At 35.1% G+C, this 12796-nt stretch carries 11 protein-coding genes; 2 read left to right on the top strand and 9 right to left on the bottom strand.

Annotation, left to right across the window (positions count from 1 at the left end; all coding sequences use genetic code 11):
• Positions 1-79: 79 nt before the first annotated feature.
• Positions 80-958, top strand: coding sequence for a LysR family transcriptional regulator (locus HN014_RS18885; protein WP_176030401.1), 879 nt, complete (start codon positions 80-82; stop codon positions 956-958).
• Positions 959-987: 29 nt separating this feature from the next.
• Here the strand turns inward: HN014_RS18885 and HN014_RS18880 are convergent, their stop codons facing one another.
• The 4 genes from HN014_RS18880 to HN014_RS18865 form a co-directional block, all read right to left on the bottom strand.
• On the bottom strand, positions 988-2286 hold the full coding sequence (locus HN014_RS18880; RefSeq protein ID WP_176030400.1) for a deoxyribodipyrimidine photo-lyase: 1299 nt from the start codon (positions 2284-2286) through the stop codon (positions 988-990).
• A gap of 42 nt (positions 2287-2328) precedes the next feature.
• Positions 2329-3024, bottom strand: a complete 696-nt coding sequence (locus HN014_RS18875) for an SDR family NAD(P)-dependent oxidoreductase (protein WP_176030399.1) — start codon at positions 3022-3024, stop codon at positions 2329-2331.
• Positions 3025-3136: 112 nt separating this feature from the next.
• Positions 3137-3601 (bottom strand): SRPBCC family protein, encoded by a 465-nt coding sequence (locus tag HN014_RS18870; protein ID WP_176030398.1) that lies wholly within the window; start codon positions 3599-3601, stop codon positions 3137-3139.
• 200 nt (positions 3602-3801) lie between these two features.
• Positions 3802-4467 carry an MIP/aquaporin family protein gene (locus HN014_RS18865; RefSeq protein WP_176030397.1) on the bottom strand — a complete coding sequence of 222 codons (666 nt, stop codon included), beginning with the start codon at positions 4465-4467 and terminating at the stop codon, positions 3802-3804.
• A gap of 121 nt (positions 4468-4588) precedes the next feature.
• Here HN014_RS18865 and HN014_RS18860 point away from each other — a divergent pair, with 121 nt between their 5' ends.
• Positions 4589-5431, top strand: coding sequence for a DUF2911 domain-containing protein (locus tag HN014_RS18860; protein ID WP_176030396.1), 843 nt, complete (start codon positions 4589-4591; stop codon positions 5429-5431).
• A 100-nt stretch (positions 5432-5531) separates the two neighbouring features.
• Here HN014_RS18860 and HN014_RS18855 read toward each other — a convergent pair whose 3' ends face one another.
• The 5 genes from HN014_RS18855 to HN014_RS18835 form a co-directional block, all read right to left on the bottom strand.
• Positions 5532-6503, bottom strand: a complete 972-nt coding sequence (locus HN014_RS18855) for a Gfo/Idh/MocA family protein (protein WP_176030395.1) — start codon at positions 6501-6503, stop codon at positions 5532-5534.
• Positions 6496-8196: a sodium:solute symporter gene (locus tag HN014_RS18850; protein WP_176030394.1), complete on the bottom strand. Its 1701-nt coding sequence runs from the start codon at positions 8194-8196 to the stop codon at positions 6496-6498. The genes HN014_RS18855 and HN014_RS18850 overlap by 8 nt, the downstream gene beginning before the upstream one ends.
• A gap of 236 nt (positions 8197-8432) precedes the next feature.
• The gene (locus tag HN014_RS18845) at positions 8433-10931 is read right to left on the bottom strand and encodes a PIG-L family deacetylase (RefSeq protein ID WP_176031165.1); all 2499 of its coding nucleotides are present in this window, start codon (positions 10929-10931) and stop codon (positions 8433-8435) included.
• A 290-nt stretch (positions 10932-11221) separates the two neighbouring features.
• Positions 11222-11743, bottom strand: coding sequence for a hypothetical protein (locus tag HN014_RS18840; RefSeq protein ID WP_176030393.1), 522 nt, complete (start codon positions 11741-11743; stop codon positions 11222-11224).
• A gap of 399 nt (positions 11744-12142) precedes the next feature.
• Positions 12143-12664 carry a phosphoribosyl-AMP cyclohydrolase gene (locus tag HN014_RS18835; RefSeq protein ID WP_176030392.1) on the bottom strand — a complete coding sequence of 174 codons (522 nt, stop codon included), beginning with the start codon at positions 12662-12664 and terminating at the stop codon, positions 12143-12145.
• Positions 12665-12796 lie beyond the last annotated feature (132 nt).

The raw sequence follows: 12796 nt of genomic DNA, 5'->3' as shown, positions 1-12796 counted from the left end.
TTTATTAATATTTGAAAACACTAAATTAATGTTTACTTTTAATAATTAGAAATACCAATAATATCAATTATTAATAACTATGGGTTATCAGTTAGAGTTGCGTCATTTTACGTATTTTCTGGCAGTAGCAGAAGAATTGCATTTTAGGAAAGCGGCGGAACGCCTTTTTATTTCTCAACCTGGACTTAGTAGGCAGATTAAGCAAATGGAAGAAATAATTGGGGCAGCTTTGTTTATAAGAAATAAGCGTAATGTAACCTTGACAGCTGCGGGAGTTTATCTCAAAAAGGAAATAGAATTTATTTTTAATCACATAGATTTCACAATTCGACAAACTTCATTGATTGACAAGGGAAGTGAAGGGGAGGTACGAATTGGTTTTCTTGGTTCGGCAATGCAGACAGTTATTCCCGATTTATTGGTGAAAGCAAATCATGCCTATCCAGATATACAGTTTAGCTTGGAGGAAACAACCAACCACGATCAGGTAGAAGGAATCCTAAAAGATCATCTGGATATAGGTTTTGTTCGGTTGGACAGGGTACCTGAAGGAATTGCTAAAAAAACGGTACATATGGACACTTTTTCTTTGGTGTTGCCTCAGGATCACGAATTAGATGTAGCTTCTTTTCAAAGTATTGATCAGGTAGCAGGAGAGAACTTTATTCTTTTTTCATCGGATTATAGTCCGTTGTATTACGATAAAATTATGAGTATCTGTGAGGATAAAGGATTTCATCCCAAAGTAACGCATAAATCAGTGCATGCGCAGACCATTTTTAGACTAGTAGAGAATAAATTGGGCGTGGCTATTATTCCTACTTCATTGCAACATGGTTTTGATATGAATATTAAATTCATAGAGATTCCTGCTATCAGACAACAGGCAATCCTTTCGGTAATTTGGAAAAAGGATAATAGAAATCCAGCATTAAAAATGATTCAGCCATTTTTGTAACAATGGATGTTTGTAAAGAGGAGATTTCCTTAGAGTAATGCTTTTTTGTAGGTTTCTAGACAGCGTTCTCTGGCAGTTTTATGATCTACTATTGGAGTAGGATAGCTCAGTTCTTGCAGATCTTTTACCCAGGTTTTGATGTAGCTATGTGATTTGTCAAATTTTGTGATTTGAGTAGTAGGGTTAAATATTCTGAAATACGGAGCTGCATCTACTCCCGATCCGGAAGCCCATTGCCAGTTCCCTACATTAGCTGCTAATTCATAATCGAGCAGGGTTTCTGCAAAATATGCTTCACCCCATCTCCAATCGATTAAGAGATGTTTGCAGAGAAAACTTGCTACTACCATACGCACCCGATTGTGCATATATCCCGTTTGCTGTAATTGCCTCATTCCTGCATCAACTAATGGGTATCCTGTAAGCCCTTTTTTCCATTTTTCAAATTCAATTTCATTATTTCTCCATGGTATCCGATCATATTTTGGTTTAAATGCGCTATGAGGAGTGTGTGGAAAATGCCAAAGGATTTGCATAAAAAATTCTCTCCAGATTAATTCGGACAAGAATGTTTTGTTAGGTTGTTCTATTGCTTTTTGAACTACTTCTCTTATACTGAGAACGCCAAAACGCAGATAAGGACCTAACCTGGATGTACCAGAGGCAATTGCAGGAAAATTTCTTGTCTCTTCATAATTGTTGATGCGTATCGATGAGAGGTCATACGGAGTAACGGTTTTGTCAGATACCTTGAATCCGATTTCTGTCAGTGTAGGGAACTTTTTTTTGATAGAAGCAAAATTGTTCCCTTTAATAGAAAATGGCACTAGTAACGAAGAATCGAATTTCTCTAACCATTTGTTCTTATAAGGGGTATAGACAATATAGGGAGAATTGTCTTTTTTTACGATATCCTCTTTCTCAAAAATAACCTGATCTTTATATGTATGCCAGGAAATATTTTTACTTTTCAGAAAGTTTCCTATGCAGGTATCTCTTTCTGTGGCATATGGTTCATAGTCATGATTAGTGTAGACTGCCTGAACGTCATAGTCGTTGCAAATTTGTATAAAAGCAGTTTCCGGATTAGTATGATAAAGATGTATTGATGAACTAAAGTTGTTTTCTAATGTATCCTGAATGTTTTTTAATAAGGAGTATATAAATGATATTCTTGCATCGTCTTCAGGAAGACCAGATATAATGCCAGTATCAAATATAAAGACAGGGATCACAGGAAGCCCACTTGATAATGCATGATGCAAAGCGGTATTGTCGTATAATCTCAGGTCTCTTCGAAACCAATGGATGACTACTTTTTGTTTCATTAAATTAAAGGTAATTTGTTTTTAGAAAATACTGTACAGGTATTAGTGGGTGTGTAAGGTCGACATTCCTCCGTCAACACCAATAACTTGACCTGTAATCCAACTGCTGTCATCACTTAATAAGAATTTGGAAATATTAGCGATGTCAGTAGTTTGACCAATACGTCCTAAAGGATGCCTGTCATTCATTTTTTGTTTTTTGAGGTCTGTGCTCAATAATTGATTGGCTAATGGGGTATTGGTTAGGGATGGGGCGATAACGTTTACTCTGAATTTAGGAGCGTATTCTGCGGCTAAGGCTCGTGCAAAACCTTCGATGGCTCCCTTGGCAGCAGCAACACTGGTGTGATAAGGCATTCCTAGTTTTACAGCTACCGTACTAAAAAAGATAAGACTGGCTTGCGTGGCATTTTTTAATCTGGGAAGAATAGTATGGATTACTTTAATTAAGAAGGTAAAATTAATCTGAAGGTCTTTTTCAAAAGCTTCATGTGATAACTGCTCGAAGGGTTTTAGTGTAATGCTTCCCGGGCAATACACAAATCCATCAATGGTTTCTGGTAGCAAAGAGATATCTATTTCATCTTTAGTCGCATCATAAGGGATGTGTGTTACTTCTAAATTTCCTAAATTCTCTGCTGTTCTGGAAGCGATAAAGATATTGTATTCTCTGTGTAGTTTTAATGCTATTTCAAAACCAATACCATAGCTTCCACCAATGAGGAGTATATTTTTCATTTGCTTATTTTTATCGTTTAAAAGGTTAGATAGCGGCTTTGATAGTTGTTTTAATCAAGCCGGTTTCATTATTGAATAATACGTTCACATATATGTTCGTAATGAAACGAAGTTAGTCAAATGTACCAAATAAATCAATTAGCTTTTTTCTTCGATACTTGAATATTTCTTCCAATTTTGGTTTGACAATAAAAGGATGTATACAACGCCCCAGAATTCCAAATGGTAGTTTATAATCTATGATATCCTCCATTTCTACACCTCCGGGAATTTCTTTGATAAAATGTTTGTGATGCCATAGTGCATATGGTCCGAATCGCTGCTCATCAACAAAATAATGCTGATCTACAACATGTGTGATTTCTGTTACCCAGGTGTTTTTTATTCCCAATACTGGAGTAACAATATATTGAATGATTTGTCCTGGGTACATTTTTCTATCAGCTCCGGATACAATAGTAAACCCCATATAATCAGGAGTTATTACGGATAGGTTTTTAGGATCGGATAAGAAGTTCCATGCAGCTTCTACAGAGAGGGGTAATCTCTGTTTTTGAGATAAACGATATAACTTCATCGTAGTGTATTTTTGATATGCTTTCTATTCTGGGAATAGAAATTTAGATGTTTAGATACGTTCAGGAGATACGTATTATCTCCTATGTAAAAAAATGCTTACAATCTTGAGATAAGACAGTCGGTCTTATTTAGACATGCATAAGTACATACAAATATACAACTAAATTGTTTAATTATTTTGTTTATTTGTTAAACAAACTATGAACAGTCAACGCAACAGTTGTCTGGTTTAGTCAGTTTGCACGTTCCGACAGCTAATAGTGCTCCAATACAAGGAGCGATAAAATATAACCATTGGTGTTCCCAATGTTCTGATAATAGAGCAGGGGCAAATGAACGAGCCGGATTCATAGAAGCATTGGTAACTGGTCCTGCAAAAATAGCTTCTAAGGCTACGGTTCCTCCGATAGCGATACCGGCCATAATTCCAATTTCCTTGGAACCGGTAGACACATTTATGATAACCAGCATTAGAAAATAAGTTAGTATTAATTCCATTATAAATGCTCTAAAAGGTGTAATACTCGGAATGGTACCTCCCAGAAATTCACTTTCGGGGAATAGTAATAAAAGGATTGTACTGGCCAGAATAGCACCTGTAGTTTGTGCTATGATAAAAATAGGGACTTCTCTCCATTCAAATTTTTTGGCAAAAGCGAATGCGATTGTTACAGCGGGATTGAGATGGGCTCCTGAAATCTCTCCAAATGCATAGATCATTGCCATTACAATTAATCCCCAGGTAATCCCGATACCGACATGGGTAACATCACCACCGGTAACTTCGTTGATAGTCATTGCGCCTGTACCACAGAATATTAATGCAAAGGTACCAATGAACTCGGATATGTATTTTCTTCTCATATCTAAAGATAAAATGTCAGCAAATATAACATTCCTTAATTTAAGGTTTTGTTAACTTTTAGTTCAGCCGAGACCAATTACTTACTTTTATAAAAATCATTTAATTTTAATATTTGACACGATGAAAAAAATTGTCTTATTTTTAAGCACATCACTATTTTGCTTAGGGGCTACTGCACAGGTTGAAACGCCACAACCTAGCCCGAATTCTAAGATAGAACAGGTAGTGGGATTAACAGATGTTACCGTTTCTTATTCTAGACCTAGTAAGAAAGGTCGTACTATATTCGGAGGATTGGTTCCTTATGATAAATTATGGAGAACTGGTGCTAATGCGAATACTAAAATATCGTTTAGCGATGATGTTAAAATAGGAGGGAAAGAACTAAAAAAAGGAGAGTATGCGGTTTTTACAAAACCTGGAAAAGAGAATTGGGAGGTTATATTCTATTCTGATGCTTCTAACTGGGGTACTCCTAGAAATTGGGATGATAGTAAGGTAGCACTGAAAACAACTGTTAAGGCTAGTGCATTACCAATGAGTGTGGAGACCTTCACGATTTTATTTAGTGATTTTACAATGGATAGCGCGAAACTTAATTTTGTATGGGATACTACAGAAGTAGCTTTTAAAATTGAGGTTCCTTCTAAGAAAAAAGCAATAGCAAGTATTGAGAAAGTATTAGCAGGACCTAGTGCTAATGATTACTATCAAGCAGCTGTTTTTTATAAGAATACAAAAGATTTTGCAAAAGCAAAACAATATATAGACAAAGCGGTTACTTTGAGAAAAGAGCCTGCTTTTTGGCACCTGAGACAACAATCTCTTATTTATGCTGCTAGCGGAGATAAAGCAGGAGCGATTAAAGCTGCAAAATCATCGCTAGAACTTGCTAAAAAAGCTGGAAATGATGATTATGTAAAACTAAATCAAGATTCCTTAAAAGAATGGGGGGCGAAGTAACAGATACCCTTATACATTCATAAATAGTAAACTACCTTAGGGATTATACCCTTTGGCAGTGCCAATAAAAAAAGCCGGTATGTATGCATACCGGCTTTTTTTAATAGATAAGGTTTATTTGTTGTCGTACCTGATCTAATAATTGTATCAATTGCAGACTTTTATCAAAAGACATTATTGGGCTTTCGGTTTTTCCTGCCAAAAGCATTTCTTGAGCATGTACTGCCTCAAAATTATAACCGAAGGTGGTTACAGGAAATTTTCTTGTTTCTTTTTTACCATTTTTTTCTATAGTAAAACTGGTTGGTTTGTGAAATTGTGAATGTATATGTATGGTTCCTTCTTCAAAAACAAGGATAGCTTCTGTCTTTGTTTTTTTAGTAATCGTACTATATAAACTGGCAGAAACTCCACTTTTGTATTGTAATTTAATGTGGCAATTCTCATCTACTCCGGTTGAAGTCATGTTCGCGGAAGCTTGTATGTCATCAGGGTAACCAATCATGCTTAGCGCAGCAAAAAGAGGATAAATACCAATATCGAGAAGACTACCACCTCCTAATGCTTTGTTGTAGACTCTGCTATCAGGATCAAAAGTACTGTAATATCCAAAATCAGCCGTTAAAGATCGGATTGCCCCTAATTCTTTATTGTTAATAATAGACAACAGCTCTTGATAGTGTGGTAAAAAATAGGTCCATAATGCTTCCATTAAGAACAATTTATTCTTTTGAGCAAGTGTAATCATCTCCTGAACTTGTTCTTTGTTCATCGCAAATGGTTTTTCACATAGCACTGCTTTTTTATGATGTAAACAAAGAAGTGTCTGCTCATGATGGAAAACATGAGGAGTAGCAATATAAATAATATCGATATTGTCATCCTTACACAATGCTTCGTAAGATGTGTAATAGGTTCGGGCATTGTATTGATTAGCAAAGTTTTGAGCATTTTCTGTACTCCTGCTTGCTACAGCAGTTAATTGAGCATTAGGAACTGTTTGCAAGTCTTGTGCAAATTTTCGCGCAATAGATCCACATCCTAATATGCCCCAATGTATTGTTTTATCCATTTATTCCAGCCTTTGATTTTGATGGAGTTATTGATTGAATTAGCAATGCCAGAATGAATACTAATATACAACCGAACAGATTTAACCATAAATATGGCATCCAATCATAATACCAGCCGACAATTACGATAATCTGCGTAATGATAGCAGCAGTAAATGTAGCATTGCTTTTTACATATTTGATAAAGAAAGCTAATAAGAAAATTCCAAGAACATTCCCATAAAAAATAGAACCTATAATATTGACTAATTGAATTAGATTATCAAATAAATTAGCAACACAAGCGACCAAAATTGCCAGAATACCCCATAACAAAGTAAAAAGCTTAGACATTTTTACATAATGAGCCTCCTCTCTGGGAGTTGTAACATTCCGTTTATACAGATCTATAGCTGTAGTAGAAGCCAGGGCGTTTAATTCCGAAGCTGTAGAAGACATGGCAGCAGATAATATAACCGCTAGTAATAAACCAATTAATCCCCGTGGAAGATTCGTAAGGATAAAGTGAATGAATACGTAATCTTTATCATTGGTTTCGATATCTTTATCTGCATTCTTAATGAATACTTTAGCTACTTCTCGGACAATTTTTTCTGAAGCATCTAAGTTAGCGATACGATATTTGGCAATATTTTTAGCAGAACTATTTTCCTCGGCATTATTGAAGGTGTGAATTGCTTCCTGTTTTAAAGTTTGAAAAGCAATTTGATTTTTTTCCAATTGTTGATATTCATCGCTATATGCTGATGATACAACGGCAGTTTTAGCAACAGGGTTAAAATTGAGAGGCGAAGTATTGAACTGGTAAAAAACAAATACCATCACTCCTACCAGAAGGATAAAAAATTGCATAGGGACTTTTAATAAGCCATTGAATATCAATCCCATTTGGCTTTCCCTGATTGATTTTCCAGAGAGGTATCGCTGTACCTGACTTTGATCAGTTCCAAAATAGGAGAGGGCTAAAAATGTACCTCCTATTATCCCACTCCAGAACGTATATCGATTATTAAAATCAAAAGAAAAATCCAATACTTCCATTTTGCCACTGGCTCCTGCAATTTTTAAGGCTTTGTTAAACGTGATATCTTCAGGTAAATAGCTTACAATAAGAAAAAAAGCAATAAACATTCCTGTGAATATAATTGCCATTTGTTGTTTTTGGGTGACACTAACGGCTTTTGTTCCGCCTGATACGGTATACATAATAACAAGTACTCCGATAACAATATTTAAGAGTGTTAGGTTCCATCCTAATACTGCAGATAAGATGATTGCCGGGGCAAAGATGGTAATTCCAGCTGCTAATCCTCTTTGAACAAGAAAAAGAATGGCTGTTAGTGTTCTTGTTTTTAAGTCAAATCTCCCTTCGAGAAATTCATAGGCTGTATAGACCTTCATTTTGTGATATAAAGGAATAAATATCATACAGATGACAACCATAGCTATGGGGAGTCCGAAATAAAATTGTACAAATCCCATCCCACTATGAAAGGCTTGTCCGGGTGTAGATAAGAAAGTAATCGCACTTGCCTGAGTAGCCATTACAGAAAGTCCAATAGTCCACCACTTGGCCTCACTACCTCCTTTGATATATTCTTGTACGGTAGTACTTCCTTTTGTTTTCCATGCCCCGTATAAAACGATAAATAATAATGTTCCTATAAGAACGATCCAGTCTATTGTATGCATAAATGTTTCTTTTTACTCAATAACATCGAGATGTAAATGCTTCAGGACTTGCTCCGAAACTAGCATTCATTTTCTAAATAGTGTTCGGTATGCTTGTACCGAACTGGTTTGCTAAACATTAATTTATGATAATCCCTGTGTGATCCAATAGAACAACAGGATGTATATCGCATTGGCTATCAGTACAAGTGTATAGTGTTTTTTCCAGATGAATTTTTGTTCCATATGTATATGTATTATTTTCCTAGAGAAAGTAAGTTGGCAAAAAGGCGATATGCTCCTGATACACCGGCAGGAAATTCTCTAAAGAAACTAAGTCCTGTGTATACGTAATATCCTTTCCCGTATTTAGCAACGAGCAGCGAGCCTTTTTTTTCTGTTTCTCCTTTGTCATGCATCGCAAAAATTGGCTGGTATTCTTTGGCCCATTGATTGGGGAAATACAGCCCTCGTTCCTGTACCCATCCTTCAAAGTCTTTTTGAGTGATTTTATTGGGTTGCATCAGTACCGGATGGTCTGTAGCCAAAAAAGAAACTGTGGCATTTTCATCGGTAACCCGATCCCGGGATAATGCTAATTTATAAGGACCTAATTTGTCTGTTACTTTTAATCGGTGACTCGTATTGTATTGTACGATCAGGTTTCCTCCATTTTCTACATAGCGTAATAAATGTTCTTGTTTTTGTACCAATGCTTCTATGGTATTATAAGCTCTGATTCCAATAACAATGGCATCGTATTGTGCTAGGTTATTTTTGGTAATGGTCTGTGGGTCTATTACCTGAACAGAATATCCTATTTGCTCTAAGCTTTCCGGGACAATATCTCCGGCACCTTCTATATATCCGATATGCTGCCCCTTTTTCTTAATGTCTAACCGAACAACTTTTGTCTCAGATGGGAGTACAACAGTTTGATAGGGGATATGATCGTAATCGATGGTAACGATTTCTTTATCAAATTTTTTAGTATTTATCTGTACTTCTGGGACTAAATACCCTTCGTGTTGTTCTGCAGGTGGAGTTACCGTAAAAGTGATGTTTTTTTCTTCTCCTTTTCGCTTAAAACTCAAAGGAACATTTTCAGGAGTGATCGTCCATCCTTGTGGGTGCGATAAGCGCAGTGTTCCAATAAGGTTGTTTTTACTAGCTGCAATTTTTACAGGAATTTGCTTAGAAGATCCATCTGCGAAGATGATGACTTTGTCTTTAATACTGACAGAAATTTCAGGGACAATCTCTAATGGTCGATAGACTTCACCTTTTACAGGGTCATTTCGTTTAAAGACCACTTCTTTTATAAACGGAATTTGATAAGTTCCTGTAGTTAGTATAAAGTTAGCTTGTATAATTCGTGATGTTCTTGGATTTCCGATATGATTCTGATCAGCAACTTGATACATTCCTAGTGTTCCTTTGTTTTCTAACCAGTAAGGGCTTGTATATTTTTCGGTATTGGATACAGTTCCGGTTTCTTTGTAGCTGTATTTATTATTGTCGATTAACTCTTTTTGAATAGGATGAGAAATTCCTAAAGCAGGAATGTCTATTTGCGCAAGTGTAAATGGAGCAGTACTTCTGTTAATTGCTTCGATATTAATTTCTAATTGACTTCCAGGAGTAGCGGTAGAGGTATTGGCAACTGCTTCCAGGTATATTCCTGCTGCTGCTGCGATAATATTTTTTATTTCGGTTGTTTTGACCTGTTTCCAATGCGTATCTTCTAATGACTGAATTAATTGATATGCCTTAAGTAATTGTGGAATTGATTTTTCTGGTTGTTTAAAATCGTATGTTTTTTCTACCTGATGAAGGATTGTACCAATGACTTTCCCTCCTTTAATGCGATTCCAGCTGGTATCGATTCCTTCGAATATATTTTTTGAATCCTTAGGGAATGTTCCTTTTATAAGTTCTATATATTCTAATTGGGTTCCTCTTGTTCCTGTACTACCAAACCCTTGAGATTTGTGTTGACTTCTGCTTAATGATGCAATTTCAGTATTAGATAATCCAGAGGTTGGGTAATAGATTCCTGTATCAAAGGAAATCAGGTTTGACTTATCAGCGTTTTTAAACTTTTCTCTACTTCCATAAAACCACCATGAAGTATTGAAAAACAACCGTTTAGGTTGCCAGGGTGTTACCTTGTCTAATTGTTCCGGATATTGGTCTTTTTTATTGACAATATCGAAAGCTTCTACACTTAGCATAGCAGAAGTAGTATGATGACCATGAGTAGTTCCAGGGGTTCTATGGTTAAACCGGTTAATAATTACATCGGGTTTGAATTTTCTAATTGCCCAAACAACATCTGCCAAAACTTCTTTCTTATCCCATATATCTAAGGTTTCATCAGGATGTTTGGAATAGCCAAAATCATTAGCTCTGGTGAATAACTGTTCCCCTCCATCAGTAGCTCTGGCAGCCATTAACTCTTCTGTTCTGATAACTCCTAATAATTCTCTGATTTCGGGACCAATTAAATTTTGTCCACCATCTCCTCGAGTAAGAGAGAGGTATGCGGTTCTGGCTTTTACTTTATTAGCCATATAAGAAATCAAACGGGTATTTTCATCATCAGGATGTGCTGCAACATATAATACAGAACCCAAAAAATTTAATTTTTTAATGGCTTCGTGAATTTCTACAGCATTGGGTTTTTTAGGTTGTTGGGCATATACTGATAAAGTACCTATAAGAATAGCTATAGGAAAAATAAATAATTTTCGCATCATTAGTAAGACAGATAAGTTATTGATATATCTCAAATATAAAAAGATATAATTCGTACGATTTATGTTTAAGGTTACTTTAACAAGATAGTTTTTCCTGTTTAAAGAAATTTTAAAGTAAGAGTACCTGCACAAAAGTGGTTTCAGCAGTGATCAGAATATTGATAGAATGAGATGGGTTTCTCTGCTGAAAAAAGATGTTTACTCGAGTTTAAGTAGGGAGACGATACTTCTGTCTTCCAGTAATGAATGATTAAGATTTTAGTAATGAATACTTGTTGTAAAAGATTCTATTTCGGCATGAACTTAGTATGGTCAGAAGGTTTGAATTCTTTTTTTACAGTACTTTCTTTTTTTAAGTCCGAAACAACTTCTGTGGTGGTCGTATTCTTTTTGGTAGAAGTGGTAGTTTCTTTTTTTTCAGTGTTTGTTTTCGGTTTTTTAAGATAGGTTATAACAACTAATGAAATAAGAATAAAGCTAGCGATCCCTGCATAAAGTACAGCAGCGTTCTGAATGAGAATAATAATTCCCAAAATAGAAAAAAGAGCACCCCAGTATTGCATGGGAATCCAAAATAAGGTGTGCTGATTTTTGATGGTAAATAGCTTCCCCGTTGTTTTATCTTTAATAATTTTTGCATTGTCGATATTCCATTTTTTTCCGAAATACCAACTAAAAAGAGCTGCTGAAAAAGCTGCAATGACAAATCCATAGTCATCATGCTCTTTAGGTAATATGTATAAACTTCCTACTAGTGTTAGTATAAATAATATTGCTGAAAAAATACCTCTTCCTGACCAAACAATCATATCAAATTAATTTTAAAAATTAGTATTTACTATCGCGTCTTTTAATCCGTACAAACGTTATCATGGTTGTTTGTCCTTCCAGATAGTTGTTATTAGTTCTAAACTATGCTAAAATCATGTGAGAGGTGATAAGAGTGCTATGCTAAAATAATTGATTTTATGGGGAGATCAAAATAAAAGTGTTTTTAATAATTTTTTGATTTGTGTATAGCTGTTTGCTATCTTAATTCATAAAACAATGAATGATACTTAATAGATATTATCAGGTCGTTGATTTTTTATTCCATAGGAGGGTGTAATAAAGCTGTTATTATGTATGATGTAATTATTGTTGTATTTACTGTGGTCATATAATTCATACTAATTACATACTGCATGATGTATTGAATAGTAACTTCATTAGCTTGCGGCAACTGGCGAATAAGGAATATGAGAGTCATGAAGAATAATTTTTAATTCTCCTTGACTATTTTTAGTATAGGCAAATGAGTATTCCACTTTTACATCATCTCCTCCTGCCACAGGAGTAAAATAATAATTTCCCATTGCAACAGCCATATTACCAATAATTTTGGTTCCAATATTTTCCCATCGAACAGCTGACCATGGTTTTATTGCGAATCCGTGATCTTCTGAAAAACTTTTATTTCCTCCGATAAAATAAGATAAAGCACCTTCAAAGTTTTTTCGGAATTGTTTAGCTGACACAAGAGTTGGTTTAAATAAAACTTCTCCTTCTTTATAGTTGTAAAACTCATTAATATGCTCGGTTGCAGCTGCTTGATAATCTCCATTTTCCTGAAAAACAGTACCAATTTTTACAATGCCTTCTCCCCATGCTTTTTGAGCGGCTAGAATTTCTTTTTCTGTAATAGTAGCTAGAGTCTCTGAGTTTGTCATAACATTTTTTTGATGTTCCATATTGATGTAATTAAAAATTTAATAGACTAATTGAGTTAATTGTGATTTTATATAGTGCTAATTATATTCGTTTTTGTGAGATAAAAACCACAAAACACTCTTGTTAATGCAACTAAGTTACAAAAAGACTTT

Origin of the sequence: Aquimarina sp. TRL1 (assembly GCF_013365535.1) — a bacterium.
Classification (GTDB): domain Bacteria; phylum Bacteroidota; class Bacteroidia; order Flavobacteriales; family Flavobacteriaceae; genus Aquimarina; species Aquimarina hainanensis.
Note: the sequence above shows the minus strand (reverse complement) of the source record. Positions and strands in the feature narration are given on the sequence as shown.

What these genes read in the sequence shown, in the direction of transcription:
- HN014_RS18885 (WP_176030401.1), top strand. Translation starts at nt 80, where the DNA reads ATGGGTTATCAGTTAGAGTTGCGTCATTTTACGTATTTTCTGGCAGTA.
- HN014_RS18880 (WP_176030400.1), bottom strand. Translation starts at nt 2,286, where the DNA reads ATGAAACAAAAAGTAGTCATCCATTGGTTTCGAAGAGACCTGAGATTA.
- HN014_RS18875 (WP_176030399.1), bottom strand. Translation starts at nt 3,024, where the DNA reads ATGAAAAATATACTCCTCATTGGTGGAAGCTATGGTATTGGTTTTGAA.
- HN014_RS18870 (WP_176030398.1), bottom strand. Translation starts at nt 3,601, where the DNA reads ATGAAGTTATATCGTTTATCTCAAAAACAGAGATTACCCCTCTCTGTA.
- HN014_RS18865 (WP_176030397.1), bottom strand. Translation starts at nt 4,467, where the DNA reads ATGAGAAGAAAATACATATCCGAGTTCATTGGTACCTTTGCATTAATA.
- HN014_RS18860 (WP_176030396.1), top strand. Translation starts at nt 4,589, where the DNA reads ATGAAAAAAATTGTCTTATTTTTAAGCACATCACTATTTTGCTTAGGG.
- HN014_RS18855 (WP_176030395.1), bottom strand. Translation starts at nt 6,503, where the DNA reads ATGGATAAAACAATACATTGGGGCATATTAGGATGTGGATCTATTGCG.
- HN014_RS18850 (WP_176030394.1), bottom strand. Translation starts at nt 8,196, where the DNA reads ATGCATACAATAGACTGGATCGTTCTTATAGGAACATTATTATTTATC.
- HN014_RS18845 (WP_176031165.1), bottom strand. Translation starts at nt 10,931, where the DNA reads ATGCGAAAATTATTTATTTTTCCTATAGCTATTCTTATAGGTACTTTA.
- HN014_RS18840 (WP_176030393.1), bottom strand. Translation starts at nt 11,743, where the DNA reads ATGATTGTTTGGTCAGGAAGAGGTATTTTTTCAGCAATATTATTTATA.
- HN014_RS18835 (WP_176030392.1), bottom strand. Translation starts at nt 12,664, where the DNA reads ATGGAACATCAAAAAAATGTTATGACAAACTCAGAGACTCTAGCTACT.